General features: G+C 60.9%; 16 protein-coding genes, 1 tRNA gene and 1 pseudogene. 13 read left to right on the top strand and 5 right to left on the bottom strand.

What is annotated here, in order from left to right:
* Window positions 1-11: 11 nt before the first annotated feature.
* Window positions 12-1,259: a BaiN/RdsA family NAD(P)/FAD-dependent oxidoreductase gene (locus tag ACT6QH_RS11775; RefSeq protein WP_444975011.1), complete on the bottom strand. Its 1,248-nt coding sequence runs from the start codon at window positions 1,257-1,259 to the stop codon at window positions 12-14.
* 3,176 nt (window positions 1,260-4,435) lie between these two features.
* Between ACT6QH_RS11775 and ACT6QH_RS11770 the strand changes: the two are divergent.
* Window positions 4,436-6,124 (top strand): annotated as a pseudogene (locus tag ACT6QH_RS11770) (DNA translocase FtsK); the annotation flags it as partial.
* Between the two features lie 103 nt (window positions 6,125-6,227).
* Window positions 6,228-6,863, top strand: coding sequence for a type B chloramphenicol O-acetyltransferase (gene catB, locus ACT6QH_RS11765; RefSeq protein WP_444975010.1), 636 nt, complete (start codon window positions 6,228-6,230; stop codon window positions 6,861-6,863).
* Window positions 6,864-6,915: 52 nt separating this feature from the next.
* Here the strand turns inward: catB and ACT6QH_RS11760 are convergent, their stop codons facing one another.
* The gene (locus ACT6QH_RS11760) at window positions 6,916-7,629 is read right to left on the bottom strand and encodes a HugZ family pyridoxamine 5'-phosphate oxidase (RefSeq protein ID WP_444975009.1); all 714 of its coding nucleotides are present in this window, start codon (window positions 7,627-7,629) and stop codon (window positions 6,916-6,918) included.
* A gap of 374 nt (window positions 7,630-8,003) precedes the next feature.
* Between ACT6QH_RS11760 and ACT6QH_RS11755 the strand changes: the two genes are divergently transcribed.
* From ACT6QH_RS11755 to ACT6QH_RS11720, 8 genes are all read left to right on the top strand, one after another.
* On the top strand, window positions 8,004-8,702 hold the full coding sequence (locus ACT6QH_RS11755) for a response regulator transcription factor (protein ID WP_444975008.1): 699 nt from the start codon (window positions 8,004-8,006) through the stop codon (window positions 8,700-8,702).
* Window positions 8,703-8,933: 231 nt separating this feature from the next.
* A complete protein-coding gene (locus ACT6QH_RS11750) occupies window positions 8,934-10,646 on the top strand; it encodes a sensor histidine kinase (RefSeq protein WP_444975156.1) in 1,713 nt (570 codons plus the stop codon).
* Between the two features lie 69 nt (window positions 10,647-10,715).
* Window positions 10,716-11,189: an HPr kinase/phosphorylase gene (locus tag ACT6QH_RS11745; RefSeq protein WP_444975007.1), complete on the top strand. Its 474-nt coding sequence runs from the start codon at window positions 10,716-10,718 to the stop codon at window positions 11,187-11,189.
* Window positions 11,190-11,294: 105 nt separating this feature from the next.
* Window positions 11,295-11,696, top strand: a complete 402-nt coding sequence (locus ACT6QH_RS11740; protein WP_444975006.1) for a PTS sugar transporter subunit IIA — start codon at window positions 11,295-11,297, stop codon at window positions 11,694-11,696.
* Window positions 11,665-12,021, top strand: coding sequence for an HPr family phosphocarrier protein (locus tag ACT6QH_RS11735; protein ID WP_444975005.1), 357 nt, complete (start codon window positions 11,665-11,667; stop codon window positions 12,019-12,021). Before ACT6QH_RS11740 ends, ACT6QH_RS11735 begins: the two co-directional genes overlap by 32 nt.
* A gap of 218 nt (window positions 12,022-12,239) precedes the next feature.
* On the top strand, window positions 12,240-13,703 hold the full coding sequence (locus tag ACT6QH_RS11730) for an ATP-binding protein (protein ID WP_444975004.1): 1,464 nt from the start codon (window positions 12,240-12,242) through the stop codon (window positions 13,701-13,703).
* A gap of 179 nt (window positions 13,704-13,882) precedes the next feature.
* A tRNA-Arg gene (locus ACT6QH_RS11725) sits at window positions 13,883-13,959 on the top strand.
* A gap of 312 nt (window positions 13,960-14,271) precedes the next feature.
* On the top strand, window positions 14,272-16,098 hold the full coding sequence (locus ACT6QH_RS11720) for a putative bifunctional diguanylate cyclase/phosphodiesterase (RefSeq protein WP_444975003.1): 1,827 nt from the start codon (window positions 14,272-14,274) through the stop codon (window positions 16,096-16,098).
* A 29-nt stretch (window positions 16,099-16,127) separates the two neighbouring features.
* Here ACT6QH_RS11720 and ACT6QH_RS11715 read toward each other — a convergent pair whose 3' ends face one another.
* The 3 genes from ACT6QH_RS11715 to ACT6QH_RS11705 are packed head-to-tail and all read right to left on the bottom strand — an operon-like array spanning window position 16,128 to window position 17,693.
* The gene (locus ACT6QH_RS11715; RefSeq protein WP_444975002.1) at window positions 16,128-16,700 is read right to left on the bottom strand and encodes a TadE/TadG family type IV pilus assembly protein; all 573 of its coding nucleotides are present in this window, start codon (window positions 16,698-16,700) and stop codon (window positions 16,128-16,130) included.
* Window positions 16,697-17,215, bottom strand: coding sequence for a TadE/TadG family type IV pilus assembly protein (locus ACT6QH_RS11710; protein WP_444975001.1), 519 nt, complete (start codon window positions 17,213-17,215; stop codon window positions 16,697-16,699). Before ACT6QH_RS11710 ends, ACT6QH_RS11715 begins: the two co-directional genes overlap by 4 nt.
* 1 nt (window position 17,216) lies before the next feature.
* A complete protein-coding gene (locus tag ACT6QH_RS11705; protein WP_444975000.1) occupies window positions 17,217-17,693 on the bottom strand; it encodes a pilus assembly protein N-terminal domain-containing protein in 477 nt (158 codons plus the stop codon).
* Window positions 17,694-17,787: 94 nt separating this feature from the next.
* Between ACT6QH_RS11705 and ACT6QH_RS11700 the strand changes: the two genes are divergently transcribed.
* The 3 genes from ACT6QH_RS11700 to ACT6QH_RS11690 all read left to right on the top strand — a co-directional run bounded on the left by ACT6QH_RS11700 (window position 17,788) and on the right by ACT6QH_RS11690 (window position 18,578).
* Entirely contained in the window at window positions 17,788-17,937 is a 150-nt protein-coding gene (locus ACT6QH_RS11700) for a hypothetical protein (RefSeq protein WP_444974999.1), read from the top strand.
* 88 nt (window positions 17,938-18,025) lie between these two features.
* Window positions 18,026-18,238 carry a Flp family type IVb pilin gene (locus ACT6QH_RS11695; protein WP_444974998.1) on the top strand — a complete coding sequence of 71 codons (213 nt, stop codon included), beginning with the start codon at window positions 18,026-18,028 and terminating at the stop codon, window positions 18,236-18,238.
* A gap of 178 nt (window positions 18,239-18,416) precedes the next feature.
* The gene (locus tag ACT6QH_RS11690; RefSeq protein WP_444974997.1) at window positions 18,417-18,578 is read left to right on the top strand and encodes a hypothetical protein; all 162 of its coding nucleotides are present in this window, start codon (window positions 18,417-18,419) and stop codon (window positions 18,576-18,578) included.
* Window positions 18,579-18,651: the final 73 nt, after the last annotated feature.

The raw sequence follows: 18,651 nt of genomic DNA, 5'->3' as shown, positions 1-18,651 counted from the left end.
CAGGTGGGGCTTTAGCCCCGCCTTTCCGGTATCTGTCCGGTCTGGGTCAGATGGGCGAGCACGCCTTCTGCTGCGGCCCGCCCGGTGGCGAAGCAGGCCTGAAGTAGATAGCCCCCTGTGGGTGCGTCCCAATCCATCATCTCGCCACATACAAAGGTGCCGGGAAGGGCGGTGAGCTCGTAATCTTCCCCGATACCTTCCCACATGATGCCGCCGGCGCTGGAAATGGCGCGGCTGATGCCGGCCAGCCCGGTGACAGGCAAGGGCAGGGCCTTGATGAGATGGGCCAGTTCTGCGGCGGTTTCAGGCCGGCTCTGGCCCATCACCTCCCGCACCAGCCCAGTGGCTACGGGTGAAAGCCCCGCAGCCTTGCGCATGAGATTGGCGAATGAGAGCTTGCGTGGCGCAGCGGCCAGCCGGGCGGTGAGGGCTGCCACATCCAGATCGGGGCGCAGGTCCACCAGAAGCGTGGAGTGGCCGGCGGACAGGGCATGGCGCAATTTGCGGGAAAGGGCATAGATCACGCCGCCTTCCAGTCCGTTCCGCGTCACCATCGCCTCGCCGCGAACCTTTTCTCCGCCGCAGCTCATGGCGATGCGCTTGAGGGGGCTGCCGGCAAATTTCTCCCGGAATATATCCGACCAGTCGAGGTGAATGCCCATATTGGAGGGCGTCAGTTCGCGTATCTGCACGCCCTGTTGTTCCAGCAGGCGCACCCAGTGGCCATCTGAGCCGAGGCGAGGCCAGGAGGCACCCCCCAGCGCCAGAATGGTGGCGTGGGGCCGGCTCTCCACAGGGCCTTCGGGCGTTTCAAACCGCAGCGCGCCATCTGTGCTCCAGCCCAGCCAGTTATGACGGGGATGAAGCTGAACGCCGAGGCGGGTCAGACGCGCCAGCCAGGCGCGAAGCAGCGGGCTGGCCTTGAAGCTGTGCGGAAAAACCCTCCCGCTGGAGCCAATGAAGGTCGGCTCACCCAGTTCTTCGGCCCAGCGTTGCAGCGCGGAAGGCGGAAACGCCCGCAGGGCCGCTTCAAGCCGCTCCGCTGCTTCGCCATAGCGGGCCAGAAACCGGGGAAAGGGTTCTGAATGGGTGAGGTTCAGCCCGCCTCGCCCGGCCATGAGAAACTTGCGTGCGGGTGAGGGCATCCGGTCATGCAGATGCACCTGAAGGCCCGCCTGGCCCAGCCTTTCTGCCGCTGCAAGGCCGGCCGGGCCGGAACCGATAATGGCGATATGGGGCGGGGAAGAGGTACGCGGCATGGTGTTGGGCTGGCTCAAACTGGAAGAGGGAGAGAATCGGCCCGAGGCGCTCGGGCGGTGCGGAAAGAATCGAGGAAGGTTTCGGTGGCAGCGCCAGCCTGAATGAAGGTTCCACCCCCTTCTCTAGAGTGCGATCCGGTTTCATGGAACCACTCAATTGTTGCGAAGCCACGACAGGATTGGCGCAGCAGGCCGCACCCTGCGGATGAAACGGCATGTGCATAATCTGCTGTGACTTGCCGCCTCACGGCGTGCCTGTGCGCTGCTCCGAGGCCGGGAAAGATGCGCTGGAACAGCAGGATAGAGAACGTTGCCGGGCGTGCTCGTCTCAGCTTTATCCGGGGCTGGAAACGGGAGCGAAGCCGGCATGCCCACAAGATGGGCGAGATCTGAGCCGGCATGAAAACCTCCTTTTAATTTCGCCGCTCTATGCCTTGCAGCATCAGTCTTCCTTTGGGTTATGGATCATGTCAGCTTCGAACCAGCCACCGAGATCGGTCAATTTCCCCTCGCTCCTGGTTTCGGAGGACGGGGGCACGAATGAGCGCGCTTCCGGCACCCGGACAGCCCGGCATCTTCTGCCTCAGGATCTGCGCGATCTGGACCATGTGTTGCGGACAAATGCCGGACGCAACAGCCATATGGCTTTCCAGCCGGGGCAGGCGGGGGATGTTTCAGCCAGCGCCATACAGGTTAGCACCGCACAGGCTGGCTCCATGCAGAGAAACGCTGCGCCGGCTGCCTCCATGTCCGGGGCTTCCATGTCCGGGGCTTCCGTGTCGGTTGCGTCCGCTTCGGCCGCGCCCATCATGTCGGCGGCCATGACGCCTGCTCCTGTGGAGCCTCTCCCTGAGACGCACCCAGCCGGCGTTCATACTTCTGACGTTCATACTTGGATCGACTCGGATTTTGTGCCGAGCTGGCTGCGGCCCTTCAATCTGGATGGCAACACCCGCTTCACCCGAACGCCGGATCATCTGATGCGCAAATCGGATGAAGAGCTGGTGGCTGAAGCTGCTGCAACAGTGCCCCCTCAGCCGGAAGACCTGTCCACTGCCGATGAGATTGGCTACTGCATCGGCGGGGCAGGCTGGCATTTTCTGGATGTGCCGCCGGATGTGGATGAGGAGGCGGGAGCTGCCTCCAGTGTTCATGCCGATCTGGAGGCCCTTGAACATGCTTTCTCGGATCTTCCGGCCCAGCAGTCCGTCGCCTCGGAGCTGAGTGCGGAAGAGGTGGAGCGTGCCGCCGCCTATGCCGCCCCGGACGTTGCTGCGGCCCCTGTAAAGGTGGAGCCTGAGCTTCTGATTGAAGCGGATGCCGGGGGGGAACTGTCGGAAGCACAGGCCGGGCAGATGCTGCATGCACCGGACGATCTGGAATTTGCGGCCAGCCTCTCGGATGAGGAACTGCGTTATTATGCGCAAGGCGGCCAGCCTGTTGTGCAGGATGAGAGCGCCTTTCAGCCCGAAGCTTCGATGCCTGACATGCAGCCGGAAACAGGCGTGGCTGATGAGGGTATGACTGAGGCCGGGCAGGAGCTGCATTTCCGCGATTGGGCGGATGCGGCCTGGGCCGACGCCAACGCGTCTTCGATCGAACAGGCCATGCCGGCACTCACGCCTTCTGCTCTCACCTTCGGGGGCGGGCTGATGCAGGATGCCCTGCAACAGAACCCGCTTGAGAGCGAGATGGCGGGGCAGGTGAGCGGGCAGGTGGTCGGGCAGGTGAGCAGGTCGTCGGATGCCCGCCCCGTTGCCGCTACGCAGATGGATGGAGAGCCGGCTCTTCTGCATGCTGATGCGGAAACGGCTGATTTGGGGCGCTCCGAAGCGGAGGATGCGGAAGCCCTGACGTGTGGTGCCTCTGCTCTGGAGGCCGGCGAACTGGTTGCGCAGGAGCCAGCCTTTGAGGCGTCGGTCTCCGCGCGTGATGGGGAGGAGCAGATGGATTTCGCTCCGCCGGCGCATCTCATGGTGCTGGCGCGCAGTTTCATTCTGGGTGATGCCGATTTTGTCCGCGACCATGCGGGCGATCAGGATCTGCAACCGCTGGTGGGCGGTGCCGCCATCGGCATGCCTGTGGTGGGAGACGCCGAGCTGGAGGCCATGGGCTGGTCTTCCGATGCGCAGCATGAGGCTGAAGCCGCGGAAGAGGCTGAATTGGCTGGTGACGTCGTGGATGCCACGATGCTGGCCCGCCCGGAAGAGGACCTGCCGATCGAGGCTGAGGGGCTCATCGCGGACACTGACGGACTGGACAGCGTTGCTGAGACCGTCGTGGAAACAGAGGATCTCTCCGAAACCACAGCTCTTTCCGAACCCGTAGTGTTTGCTGAACCCGTCGCCGATATCTCTGACGAACTCATCGGGCAGGATGAGGCACAGATGGCCGACGCGGATATTGCCGAAAGCCCGGTTCTGATTGCGGATGCCGCAATCGGGGCTCTGGACGAGGTGCCGGCCCAGCACGCTGTTGCTGAGGTCGCCGAGGCCGCGACAGGGTTGGCCGAAGTGGTGGATTTGCCCGAAGCCCCGCTGGACACGTTTGTGGCGGTGGTGTGCGAGGCGCTCGCCGAGGTTTCCGGCGATGCACTGCTGGATGAAGCCGGCCTGATGCATGTGGCCGAAGAGACCTTCGCCGCGGAGGATGTCGCCCCGCTTCAGTCCTCCATTGCAGATGCTGTGGCGGAAAGCCTTGAGGTGGAGACCTTCTCGGCTTTGGAGCCGGCTGAGGAGATCGCGCATGATGAGGCGGACCTTCTCATTCATGACGCTGTAGCTTGTGAGGATGACGTCGCCGAAGACGCGATGGATGAAATCGAGGCTGAACGGATCAGCGAAGATGTGAGTGCGGCTGAACACGTTATCGAGGAGATGGCGGTGGTCGCCGGGGATGCGTGCGCAGCCGAAACGGAAGCGGACGGGCAAGACGCCGCTCCGGTGCAGGACGAACCCGCATCCGCACTGGTCCTGACGGAAGAGACGTGCGTGCAGGATGAGGCGGCGGATGCTGTGGCCGTGCAGCCTGAAAGCCAGCCTTCCACGCCTGAGGCGCAGGATATGGGCCTGGCCGCTGCGGCCAGTGTTGGCGGGCAGGTTCTGGGGGCGGGCTTCCAGTGGCAGCCTTATCAGCAGAATATCAGCTCTGATCTGATGCGGTTTGGTCTGGTGGCCCAGCCGGTTGCACCGGCTGCCGTACAGCCCTCCGCAACTGTCGCGCAGGCCCCGGTTCAGGCGTCCACGCAGGATGACAGCGCGGGTGAAGCCCCGGCCGCGCCCGCGCCCGCAGCTGTGGCGACAGGAACAGATCTGGTGGTGGTGCCCGGCGAGCCGGTAGCTGCCTATCAGTTGCCTGATCTGGATCTGCTGAGCGAGCCGCCGGAACTGGAGCCCGATTACGAGCTTTCGGAAGAGGCTCTGGATCAGAACTCTGCCGCCCTTCAGCAGATTCTGCGTGATTTTGGCGTGCGTGGCGAAGTGATCGACGCCAATCCCGGCCCGGTTGTCACCATGTATGAGTTTGAGCCCGCGCCGGGTGTGAAGTCCTCCCGCGTGATTGGCCTTGCCGATGATATCGCCCGCTCCATGAGCGCCATTTCCGCCCGTGTGGCGGTGGTGCCCGGTCGCAATGTCATCGGTATTGAACTGCCGAACCGCCGGCGTGATACGGTGTGGCTGCGGGAGCTGCTCTCCAGCCAGGAGTTCGAGGAAGCCCGCACCAAGCTTGGCCTTGGCCTGGGCAAGACCATTGGCGGCGAGCCGGTGATTGCGGATCTGGCCCGCATGCCGCATCTGCTGGTTGCCGGCACCACGGGTTCCGGCAAGTCGGTGGCCATCAATACCATGATTTTGAGCCTGCTCTACCAGCACACGCCCGAGCAGTGCCGGCTCATCATGATCGACCCCAAGATGCTGGAGCTCTCCATCTATGAGGGCATCCCCCATCTGCTCACCCCCGTGGTGACGGACCCGAAGAAGGCCATCATCGCCCTGAAATGGGCGGTGAAGGAGATGGAGGATCGTTACCGCAAGATGGCGCGTCTGGCCGTGCGCAATATTGATGGCTTCAATGCCCGCATGGCCGAGGCCCGCGTGAAGGGTGAGGTCATCACGCGTCAGGTGCAGGTGGGCTTCGACAAGGAAAGCGGTGAGGCGCTGTTCGAGGAGCAGGAGATGGATCTCTCCCCGCTTCCCTACATCGTCATCATCGTGGACGAAATGGCCGACCTGATGATGGTGGCCGGCAAGGAAATCGAGGGCGCGATCCAGCGTCTGGCCCAGATGGCTCGTGCCGCCGGCATCCATCTGGTGATGGCGACCCAGCGTCCTTCAGTGGATGTCATCACCGGCACCATCAAGGCCAATTTCCCCACTCGCATTTCCTTCCAGGTCACCAGCAAGATCGACAGCCGTACCATTCTGGGCGAGATGGGCGCGGAGACGCTGCTGGGCCAGGGCGACATGCTGTTCATGGCCGGTGGCGGACGCATCCAGCGGGTGCACGCCCCCTTCGTCTCGGATGCCGAGGTGGAGCATGTGGTCTCCTATCTGAAGACCCAGGGCGGCCCGGAATATCTTGAGGAAGTGGTGACGGATGCCGAGGCCGAAGGCTCCGGCGAGGGTGATGACAGCGCCGTGTTCGACAAGGGCAGCATGGGCGATGGCTCCGGCGATCTTTATGAGCAGGCCGTGGCCATTGTGATGCGTGATCGCAAGGCTTCCACCTCCTATATCCAGCGTCGTTTGCAGGTGGGCTACAACAAGGCCGCCAGCCTGATGGAGCGGATGGAGGAGGAAGGTATTGTTGGCGCGGCCAACCATGCCGGAAAGCGCGAGATTCTGGCGCTGAACAGGGGCGAGTGATCCGCCCTTCCAGGGTTGAATGAAGAAAAGCCCCGGTCGCAAGGCCGGGGCTTTTCTTGTGTGGCCGGCCTGCCGGCCCGGCCAATGAGATGGAATTTTTGACATGATCTCTGTATTCGAAAGCCCGTTCAAGGGTATTCGGCTTGAAGAGCAGGTGAAGAACCCGAACATTATTGTGGGGCGGTACAGCTATTATTCCGGCTATTATCACGGCCATGGGTTTGATGATTGCGCCCGCTTCCTCTCCCATGATGAAGGCGTGGACAGGCTGATTGTCGGCAGTTTCTGTTCCATCGGCTCCGGTGCGGCCTTCATCATGGCCGGCAATCAGGGGCACAGGACAGACTGGATCAGCACCTTCCCCTTCTTCTGGATGCCGGAGGTGGCGGCGTTCGAGGGGGCGCAGAATGGGTTTCAGCCGGCAGGCGATACCGTTATCGGGAATGATGTGTGGATCGGCTCAGAGGCCATCATCATGCCGGGCGTCCGCATTGGGGATGGGGCGGTGATCGGGACGCGGGCACTCGTGACCCGTGATGTGGAGCCTTATGCCATTGTCGGCGGAAATCCGGCACGTCTCATCCGCCGGCGCTTTGATGACGCCCGGATACAGTTGCTGCTTGAAATGAAGTGGTGGGAGTGGACAGACGCGCAGTTGAAGGCCGCAATGCCGCTTGTGACGTGTGGCGATGTGGAGGCGCTGCATCAATACTGGCGAAGCGTTATAAAGGCCCGCTGAAGGGCGCGCCGCCATAAGCAGCGCACCCTTTTAAATCGGGGCTTTTCAGGCTTCAGGCTGCGTCCGTGCGGCGGGCCTGCTCGGCCAGCGCCACAAGGCCCTTGCGCACGGCCATGGCGGTGGCGGCGCGCTCGGGGAAGGCGATGCGGTGCACGCTGCGCCCGGCAGCAACCTCGAAGCCTTCCGGGTCAAGGCTGATGAGCTTCCACGCACCATCGTCGGCCCCGGCCAGACGGGTGGCGTAAAGGGCCACGGCGTCGGCATGGTCCTCATTCATGTGGGAGATGACGCCGGCGGTCGACTCGGCCAGCGCCTCAGCCCCTGACCAGTCCGTCAGCAGATCCTTGCCATCCACATCAATGATGCGACCGAAGCCTTCCACCAGATGCGCGCTCTCGATCTGGATGCGATAGAAGGCAAAATCCGGGAAATCGACATAGCGGCCGGCATCTTCATGGCGGGCCAGGAAGCGTTCGCGCACTTGCGGATCATCCACCAGCTCCGCCTTGCCGCGCAGGCTGGCGCGGGCGGCATTCATCGGGTCTGGCGCGGAAAGGGTGGCGACCAGAAGGGTCACGCGCCCATCGCGTTCGACAAACTGGGTGTGCAGCGCCAGCTTGGAGATCAGCAGGGTGGGCTGGCCTGCCGGGTCTGTGCCTACCGCCACCATGGAGGCATAAGGGGCACCGGTCTCATCCAGCGTGGCCAGAGAGCCAAAGCGCGCTTCGTGGATCAGCCGGCGAACGACTGCGGCAGGCTTGCTCATGAGAATCCTCCTTGTTTCGAGGGGAGGATGCCGTTTTTGCGAGCGGTTCGCAAGGCGCTTCATGCGCACATTGTTTCTCTCTGCAACACACTTGCATACCGCCATAAGAGCGGGCATGTCTCATTTTTGCAGAATTAGACGTTCATAAGCCGCGCAGATGTTTGGAGTTCGGGGAAAAAGCGACTATTTTGACGCTGTTGGTCCTTGAGTGTCACATTTTGGCCACGCGAAACGGGTTCACCAGCGCACTTGACCGCAATTTCCCCGGCCATGCGTTTGTTCCGTGCCGCAGCACCTGCGGGTGATGGTTCCGAAAGACAGACGCGTCAGTGGCGAACGCGCCGGACGGCAGATAACGGCTTGAAAGAGGTGTCATGCCTACCATCGCTCTCGTCGATGACGATCGCAACATTCTCACCTCGGTCTCCATCGCGCTGGAGGCGGAAGGCTACCGTATCGAAACCTACACCGATGGCGCTTCCGCGCTGGAAGGTTTCAAGACCAATCCGCCAGATATGGCCATCTTCGATATCAAGATGCCGCGCATGGATGGCATGGAGCTTCTGCGCCGTGTGCGCCAGAAGACCGACATGCCGGTCATCTTTCTCACCTCCAAGGATGATGAGATTGATGAGCTGTTCGGCCTGAAGATGGGTGCGGACGATTTCATCAAGAAGCCCTTCTCCCAGCGCCTGCTGGTGGAACGGGTGAAGGCCGTTCTGCGCCGTTCGGGTGCGCGTGAAGGCAGCCCCGTGCGTGAAACCGACAGCGCCAAGGTGCTGGAACGCGGACATCTGCGCATGGACCCGGAGCGTCACACCTGCACTTGGAAAGGTGCGCCGGTCACGCTTACCGTCACCGAATTTCTCATCTTGCAGGCTCTGGCCCAGCGCCCCGGCGTGGTCAAAAGCCGCAATGCGCTCATGGATGCGGCCTATGATGATCAGGTCTATGTGGATGACCGCACTATCGACAGCCACATCAAGCGCCTGCGCAAGAAGTTCAAGGTGGTGGATGACAGCTTCGAGATGATCGAAACGCTCTATGGCGTTGGCTACCGCTTCAAGGAGTGAGCGCGGGTGGTCTGAGGGCCGCTCGCGCAACAGGGCATGACAGCACATCGCGAAGCAGCACAAGCCGGCTCTGTGGATGCGGAGACGGGCAGGGGGGCGTCTGCCTCCGAGGCGGCCTCTGCCGCTCCGGCTGGGCCGGAGCAGGCGGGTGATGGGGCTGTGCGTGGTGATGGCGTCGCTGCTGACACCGCTCCGCTGAAGCGGAGCTGGTGGAGTGGCGCTGGGGCGCGCATGGCCGCGCTGGGGCGCTGGGGGCGCCGTTTCATCATCTTCCGCAGTTTTTCATCTCTGACCCAGCGCATTGTGTTGCTGAATGTGGCGGGCCTGTGCGCGCTGGTGTCCGGCATTCTTTATCTGTCGGAGTTTCGCGCCGGCCTGATTGATGCACGGGTGCAGAGCCTGATGGTGCAGGGCGAGATTATCGCCGCGGCCATCGCCTCTTCCGCGCAGGTGGAAACCAATTCCATCTCGGTGGACCCGGACCGGCTGCTGGAATTGCAGGCCGGGGAAAGCTATGGCCCCAGCGAGGACGGGTTCTCTCCGCTGGAGTTTCCCATCAATCCCGAACGTGTGGCTCCGGTGCTGCGCCGGCTTGTGGGCCCCACCCGGACCCGCGCCCGCATCTATGATCGTGATGGCCAGCTTCTGCTGGATTCGCGCTCGCTCTATTCGCGTGGGGAAATTCTGCGGTTTGATCTGCCGTCGCCCAATACGCCCCGGCCGGGTGTGGTGGAGCGGGCCTGGCAGGCTGTGCAGCTCTGGCTCGGGCGCGGGGATCTGCCTCTTTACAAGGAATATGGCCCGCAGGCCGGCAAGAATTACCCGGAAGTGGCCATTGCGGCGCTGGGCGGCAAGGCGAGCGAGGTGCGCGTGGATGAGCGTGGCCGGGTGGTGGTGTCGGTCGCGGTGCCCATCCAGCGTTTTCGCGCCATCCTCGGTGAGTTGATGCTCTCCACCCAAGGGGGGGAGATTGATGCAGCGGTGCGGGCCGAGCGTTTCGTGATCGTACGGGTGTTTCTGGTTTCCGCGGCGGTGATGGTGCTGCTGTCGGTGCTGCTGGCGGGCACTATCGCAGGCCCGGTGCGCAAACTGGCGGCTGCCGCGGAGCGCGTGCGCCGGCGTATCAAGACCCGTGTGGAGATTCCCGATTTCACCCGCCGTTCGGATGAGATTGGCCATCTCTCTGGCGCCCTGCGCGATATGACCGATGCGCTCTACAGCCGGATCGAGGCGATTGAGCGTTTTGCCGCTGATGTGTCGCATGAGTTGAAAAACCCGCTCACCTCGCTGCGCAGCGCCGTGGAAACCCTGCCTCTGGCCAAGACGGAAAACTCCCGTGCCCGGCTTCTGGAGGTGATCCAGCACGATGTGAAGCGGCTGGATCGGCTGATTTCCGATATTTCCGACGCCTCGCGTCTTGATGCTGAATTGCAGCGTCAGGAAGCGGCGGATCTGGATCTGAGACAGTTGCTGGAAATGGTTGTGGGCATGGCGCAGGATGTGCGCAAGGAAGATGACGGGGTGAATGTGGCTCTGCATTTCGAGCGCGGCCCCGGTGCCCCGGCGGATTTCTTTGTGGCTGGCCATGCCTCGCGTCTGGGGCAGGTGGTGGATAATCTGGTCTCCAATGCCCGCTCCTTCTCACCGGAGGGTGGGATGGTGTCGGTGAACTGCAAGCGCCTGAGGGATGGCGTGGAGATCACCGTGGACGATGAGGGGCCCGGCATTCAGCCCGATGCGCTGGCCCGTGTGTTCGAGCGCTTCTATACTGACAGGCCGCATCAGGGCTTTGGGCAGAATTCCGGTCTGGGGCTGTCCATCTCCAAGCAGATTGTGGAGGCCCATGGTGGGCAGATCTGGGCGGAGAACCGGATGCACAAGGCGGCGGATGGAACCCAGCAAGTCGCCGGGGCGCGCTTTGTGGTGCGCCTGCCCACAGCCTGAGGCCGCGCACAGTTGATTCGTCCGAGGAGGCGGCTTGAGAAAGGCGCCTTGATGTGGAGGCTCGCCATTATGCCGCAGACACTGGACAGGCCACCGGATGAGGGCTTTGCCGGGCCCAGCATTCATGCAAGCTGCGTTGCCGTTGGAGAGGCCGGCATTCTGGTGCGGGGGCCGGCCGGCTGCGGCAAATCCAGCTTTATTCTCAACCTGATGCTGGATGCGCCGCGCTGCTTGCCGCCGGGAGATCTGGTGGCCGATGACCGGGTGTTTCTGAGCCGCCAGAATGGAGCCCTTTGGGCCGCGCCGCCGCCGGTTCTGGCCGGGCTTGTTGAGGTGCGGGGGCTGGGCATCATGCGCTTCCCCCATCGCCCCCGAGTGCGCCTGACCCATTTGGTGGATCTGGGAAGGGACAATGAGCGCATGCCGGAGTGTCGCCATGTGGACTTTGAGGGGGTTGAGCTGCGACAAATCGTCTCAAAAGATGCCGTACGGGCAGTTCTGATGCTCGCAGCGGCCCTGACAGGCATGGATCACCTCGATTGAATGTGTTTTTGTGCGCTGCACCCCTTGCTTAATTTTTGAGCCGATCTGAATATGTCTGTCCCGCCGTGCGGGGTGGCCTTCACCGGCAGTGGGGGCGGAGGGAGCATGATCGGTCTTGTCCTCGTCACTCATGGCCGTCTCGCAGACGAGTTCTGCGCGGCTCTTGAGCATGTCATGGGTCCGCAAAAACAGCTGGCCACCGTTACCATTGGTCCTGAGGACGATATGGAGCGGCGGCGGCAGGATATTCTTGATGCCGTGGACCGGGTGCGGGCCGGCGATGGCGTCGTTATTCTCACAGACATGTTCGGTGGTACACCCTCAAACCTGGCCATCTCCGTGATGAACAATCCGGATGTGGAGGTAGTGGCGGGCATCAATCTGCCCATGCTGGTGCGCCTCGCAAAAGTGCGCTGTGAACTGCCTCTGGCCGAGGCGGTTGACATGGCGCAGGAAGCAGGCCGGAAATATATCAATGTCGCAAGCCGTGTCCTCGCTGGCAAATAAGCCGCTTCACCCGGAACCCCCGCACGAGATCGCCCGCAATGGGGCATCGCCGGGGGGCTTGGTGCGCGAATTGTCCATCGTCAACAAACGTGGGCTGCATGCGCGCGCATCCGCCAAGTTCGTGCAGACTGTGGAGCGCTATCAGGCCCGCGTCTGCGTGGCCCGGAATGGCGAGGAAGTGTGCGGCACATCCATTATGGGCCTGATGATGCTGGCAGCCTCCACAGGCACGAGTGTCACTGTCAGCGCGGAAGGGCCGCAGGCCCAGGATGTGATGGACGCCCTCTGTGCGCTTGTGGCCAACCGTTTCGGCGAGGATGAGTAGCGCCCGGATCTGTTTTGGCCGTGCGCACGCAACTGTGGCGGGTATTTTCAAGCGGCTGCAAATCAATGCTGGTTTGATGCGTCAGTCGCCCCTATCTCTATGCTGAAACGTCCATTGTTGGGACGCGGACATCCGGGTTGCGGGTTTGCTGTGTTGCCGAAGAGGCATGCAGGGCGGGTCTGTCACCTGCGCAGGACAGGGGAGGGGCGCGACCCCTCATGGCCATGAACGGTGCATCGAACCCTTTGCCGAATGACGGCCGGTCGCCCCGCAAGAGGTGGCGGTTCGGCCTTTCGGCAAAGGTGTTGTTGCTCACGGCCATTGTGGTGGTTGCCGTCGAGGTGGCTGTGTTACTGCCCACCATCGCCAGCTACAGGTTGGACTGGCTTTCGGATCGCCTGGCCGCCGCGCGCACTGCCGCTATGGTGCTGGATGCCGCGCCAGGAGAGATTGTTCCCCCCCATTTGACCCGCGAACTGCTTAGCAGCGTGGGTGCCCATGTCATCGTTGTCAAGAATGCCGATTCGCGTCGCTTGCTGGCCATGTCGAACATGCCGGTGCGGGTGGATGTTTTTATCGACATGCGCAACCTGTCCCCGCTGGAGGCGGTGACAGGGGCTGTGGGTACGCTACTGGCCGAAGATGGCCGGATTCTGCGCGTGGTGGGTGACCCCGAGCCCGTGGACAGCGAGTTCGTGGAGATCGTTCTCTCCGGTACGCCTTTGAGACATGCGCTGAAACATTTTGCGACACTGGCCCTGATTGCTTCATTCATTGTGGCGGGCGCTGCGGGGGTTCTGTTCTATTTCGGCCTGAACTGGATGTTCGTGAAGCCGATGCTGAGGCTCTCCGAGCGCATGGAAAGCTTTCGCAATAACCCGGAGGACGCCAGCGGCATCATTGTGCCCAGCGGGCGGGGCGATGAAATCGGTACAGCAGAAGAGGCGCTGGCGGAGATGGAGCGAGATCTGGTGCAGACCCTGCAACAGAAGAGCCGCCTGGCCGCATTGGGATTGGCAGTCTCCAAGATCAATCATGATTTGCGTAATCTTCTGGCGTCTGCGCAACTTATCTCGGATCGTCTCGTCGCGGTGCCGGACCCAACCGTCCAGCGCTTTGCGCCCAAGCTGCTCACAGCGCTGGACAGGGCCATCACATATTGTGAGCAGACCCTTTCCTATGGGCGAGCCATGGAGCCGCCCTCGCGCCGGCGGGAGATTGCCCTGAGCCCCCTGCTGGATGAGGTGCGCGAGACCTTGCGTCGCCGTACGGGTGAGGGGGTGGCCTGGGTGGTGGATGTGCCGCCGGGCATGACCATATATGCGGACCCGGACCAGCTTTTCCGCGTGCTGCTGAACCTGACGCGTAATGCGGTGGAAGCGCTGGAATTGCGCGGCCCCCTGGACCCGGACCGGGATGAGATCCGTATTCGTGCGCGTCATCGCAAGGATCACGCGGAGGTCGAGGTGTCTGATACCGGGCCGGGCATTCCGATGGAGCAGAGGGGCAGCCTGTTTCGGGCCTTTTCCGGCTCAACCCGGCGGGGTGGCACGGGCCTGGGGCTTTCCATCGCGAGTGAGCTGGTTCACGCTCATGGTGGCCAGATTCAATTGCTGGATACGGTTGAGGGCACCACCTTCCGCTTCACGCTGCCGCATCGCATGCTGGGTGATGAAGGGTGAGTTCTGTTAAGGGAAAAGGCCGGGTTTTCCACAGGCGGGCGGATTTTTATGGCAGGTTCAAAACATACCCCTTGCGCGGCTACGGGAAAGTGGGTAGTTAACGGGCCTCGCCGGCGGAAACAGCCGGCGGCCTGAAAGAGGTTCTCTTTCAGATCAGCGTAAAGCTGATGATATGGTAGGCACCGGTAGCTCAGCTGGATAGAGCACCAGACTACGAATCTGGGGGTCGGGAGTTCGAATCTTCCCCGGTGCGCCATTTGAAGCAATAAGTTAGACGTTCTTTTGCAAAAACGCTCCCCTTTGCGTTCCCATTGATTTCATCTGGCATTTGTGAGGCCGGCAGCCGGCGCTGAGCTGGACGTGTATCTCGGATGCTGTTTGTTCGCTCTTCCGGCAGTAGGGCGCTTCGCTTTTGTGAAGAGGGGTGTAAATTTGAAATCAACCCATGCGTGTGTTTTCTGAATATGCAGTACTACTGGATGTGCTGGCGGATGATTTAAACTGTAGTGACCGCGTTTCATGTAATCTGATATGATTCTTCGGAACGTTCTTTCCTGGATTCATACTCGTGCTGACATTGCAGAATCGTGTTCTCGGACTGATTGCGAATAATGCTCCGCTTCCAGACGTGCTGGAGCGGTTGTGCCTTGAAGTTGAGCGCCTGGTTGAAAATGCAGATTGCAGCGTGTTGCTGGTGGATCCTGCCGGCATGTTGCATCCAGTTGTCGCGCCGAGTTTTCCTGAAATTTATCTTCGTTCCCTGGACGGGATTTTGGTGGGGCCGGGCGTGGGGTCCAGCGGCAGCGCCGTTTATTACAATATTCCCGTGACTGTCGAGGATATTGAGGACGATCCGAAATGGGGCGCCTTCAAGGCTATGGCCTTGCCATTGGGGTGGCGGGCCTGCATCGCGGAGCCTTTGCGCAATGGGGATGGCAGGGCGATTGGTGCGCTGGCCATCTATCTGCATGCCATGCGGGCCCTCAGCGAGAAAGAACGGCAGGTTCTTTCAACGGCTATTGAGCTGTGTGAGCTGGCTCTGTCCCGTCATGAGCCGGAGTTGGAGCGGGAATATCATTTTCTGTGTGACCCCCTGACCGGCCTGCCCAACAAGCCTGCCTGTGATGAGGCGTTGCTCAAGCTGCGGTGTGAGAAGCCGGGGAGCTGGGGCATGCTCATCATCAGCATTGATGACTTGAAAAATGTGAATGATGCGCTGGGCTTTGAAGCCGGAAATGCGATGATTATCGAGATCGCCAGACGTTTGTCGGCTGTTCTCGCGCCGGATTATGTCTACCGCACAGCCGGCAATGAATTCACGGTCATTCTTCAGGATCAGGCCGCGCTGCGTGATTTGGATCAGGCTGCGGCGCAGGTTTTCGCCGTGCTTTCATCTGCCTTTTTCTTTGGAGAAAAAGCGCTTCATCCGCAGGTCACCATGGGAAGCGCTCTGTTGTCCATGCAGGATCGCCGGGCTGAGAGCGTGCGCAACAATGCGGATTTCGCCCTTTATCACGCCAAGGCCACGCGGCGTGGCAGCCATGTGAAATATGGGCCGGAGATCGGCTCCCGTTTCGCCAACCGGCGTGTCTCTGTTCAGGAAGTGATCGAGGCGCTTGAAGATAATCGGGTGGATGCGCAGTATCAGCCCATTCTGCGACTTGATACCTATGAGATTATTGGCTTTGAGGCGCTGTGCCGGCTGACAAACCATCAAGGTGAGATTCTGCCGGCCGCGATCTTCCGGGAAGCTTTTTCGGATGCGCGTGTGGCCGTGGAGACAACCCGGCATATGCTGGAAATCGTGGCCAGAGATATTCGCACATGGCAGGTCGAGGGGCTTCCTGTGCAGTTTATTGGGGTCAATATTACGTCTGCGGATTTTTCCAGCGGCGACTTGCCCTCAAAGATTGACGACGCTTTTACTCGCCATGGTGCAGCACTCAAGCATCTTGTGCTGGAAGTGACGGAAGACGCTGATATTGGCCAGCGCGATCAGGTTGTCTCTACAGGTATCATGGAGTTGAAAATCAAGGATGTGCGCGTCGCCTTCGATGATTTTGGCGTGGGGCGCGCTTCTCTTGGGCATTTGTTGACGGTGCCGGTTGATATCATCAAGATTGATCGGGAATTTATCCGCAAACTGGGGGAGGGGCCCAGCCTGCCGATTGTCCGGGGGGTGCTTCAGATCGCCAGTGATCTGGGGATTGTGACCGTGGCTGAAGGCATTGAAACGGTAGAGCAGGCCGAGATGCTGCGTGGTCTGGGTTGTGAGTTTGGGCAGGGCTACGCTTTCTCGCGGGCTGTTGCGCGGGAGCAGGCCGTTCAGTTGCTGCGCAAGCATGGGCATGGCCTGGAAAAGGCGATGCCTTTGATGCCGCATTCCGTTTCCTGATATGAGCTGCGCTTGTCCGGGCTGCTGCGTCAGGGGGCGCAATTTGCCGTTGAGTCGAATGCGGGCACCACGCTCTCGCGCGATATATTCCATGCGGGCAGATCACCCAGCAGGGGAATCGCGGTGCGGTATGTCACCTTGACTTGCGCAATCATCAGCGGCTTGTCCCATTGCTCGGCCTTGAAGGCTTCGGCTTGTGCGGGGCTGAAGCCGTAGCTGGCGATGGCTGCGCCGGGGGCGGCGCGGCTCCATTGCACGCTCCAGTTGCCGGTTTTGATGTTGTCGGTGCCCAGTTCCGGGGCGAGGCTGGTCAGCACCAGGGCCTGCACTTCGGTCCCGTGGGGCAGAAGGGCCCTGGCGCCATTGAAAATGGCTGTTCGCGTGTCGTCATTGTCACTCAGGCAGGATTCCAGCGCTGCTGTTGTGGCGATGGCGTCAGAGGCGGCGGAGACGCGGTTCATCGCGATGATGAGATCCGAAAAATATAATGTCGCAACGCAGATGAAGATGAACAGCGGCAGCAGAAAACCGAGTTCGACAAGGGCGGTTCCTTGCTGATCGCGCAGGACCTGTCGCGCCCGCAGAAGCAGGGGGGTGTTCATTCAGCTGCCCCTTCGGCTGGCGCATAGGGGGAAACGCGCGTGACGGTTCCGGCGACGGCCCATTCATTCAGGTGGGGTTTCAGAATGGGCAGGCTGAAGGGGACGGGAAGTGCCGTGCGCACGAGCAGAATATCATGTCGCCCTCCCGCCACGGTGAATTGCCCCGCATTCAGCTCACCTTCGCTGGTCAATGCGTAGGGTGGGGGCGCATCTTTGGTCACAGGCGTAATGCCCACCTGGAGATTGGCCTCGCAGCCGGCTTTTGAATACAGCATGAGCTGGCCGTTGCAGACCGCCGCAACCACGGCATCACGCGTGACGTGGCCGTGTACGGAAATCTCATGGGCGGCACGTACTGTGGCAGCCTCCAGAAAATACTGGCTGGTGATGGACAGGAAAGCCTCAATCATCAGCAGGACAAACAGGGTAAAGGGCACCACGGCAAAACCAAACTCCACCATGGCGGCCCCACGATTATCCAGCAGGAGGCGTGCCTTGGAGTGGGCGCGTGGCATGTCAGTTTCCTTCTGCCCGGCTGCTGCGCTGCTGGATCTGTGAGTTTGCCGCAGAGAAGGCTTCCGGGCTGTCGCCCAGGGCGGGAACGGGTGAGCAGACCGGAGCGCAATTGAAAGAGGCGCGCTCCTTGGGGCCTGTATGGATTGTCACGATGTCGCGATTCTCACGCCCCACATTCACCACGGCCGTGTCCAGCAGGCGCCCCTTGTCATCCAGCACCTGCAACTGGGTGACGCCGTAGGATTTGCTGGTCAGGATGGTGAGAAGGCGGTCTTCGAGCGGCGTTGTCGTAGTGTCTGCAATAACGGGATTGCCGATAATGACGATTTTTGCCCCTTCCGGCAGGGTGAAGGCGCGCGCCTGATCAATGGACATCTGAATATAGCCGCGCAACTGGGGGGGCAGGCTTTGCGCCTGTGCGGATGACAGGCTGAGCGCGGCGAGAACAGCCAGAGCGACACGCCTCAAAACCGACATCCCTGTTCTCCCATGGCCAATCACTGAGCCTTTCACCGCTGATACCCATCGGATGATGGAGGGCGGAACCATCTTCTCACTTAGGGGCAAGAGCATGAACAAAGCCTTGCAAGGCGCGGAGTGCGTTCAGGCCAAGCCTGCATCCAGCGCGGCGCTGGCGTGTTGTGCGCAGCGTGAGGTGGAGGTGATGGAAAATCGAATACCTCATAAGCCATTGATATATATGGATAAAAATATAGTGTGATAATGGATGTGAAAATTGACTTGTCAAAAATGGGAGATTATACAAGTGCTACCGTGATGACACGGCATTTTTGAGAGCGGAGCAGAAAATGAATATCGTTCCTGCCAAGGTTCGCCAGGTTCTCGCCGATGAATCCGGTGCAACTATTGTTGAATATGGTCTTCTGATTGTGGCTGTGATCGCTGTTGCAGGTATTGTTCTTGCAACGTTGTCTGGAGAGGTGAAGGATCTCTTCTCTGGAATCAGCGAGGATATTGCAACGACCAAAACGAAGATCGAGGCTCAGGGCGCTGGTGGCTGATTCTTCATTGGCTTTACATGGTGTCAAAAGTTCGGTGCCGGCTCACAGGGCCGGCACTTCTATTATGGGCCAAGATATGTGATGGAGTATCTTGCCATTTATGGTTGCACAACCTAATGGCGAGTATTTTTATACTTACACGCAGGAGCTGAGCATGTTCTGCAGGATGCGTAGGCGATTGAGGCGCGCTCTGGCAGATGGTTCCGGCGCCACCATCCCGGAATATGGCTTGGTGGTTATCGGCGTGCTTGCTCTCGGTGGGGTCATCATGCGCCTCTATACCGACCAGCTTCTGGCTATGGTGAAGATGATTGGGGAGGCGTTCGAGGTTTTCCCCTGAGGTATCGCCGGGATCATAAATAATGCGCAAGGAGATGGGGCGTCTGACGCGATCTGCTTTGTGCTTTTCATGA

The organism is Haloleucobacter albus, from assembly GCF_052492075.1.
Note: the sequence above shows the minus strand (reverse complement) of the source record. Positions and strands in the feature narration are given on the sequence as shown.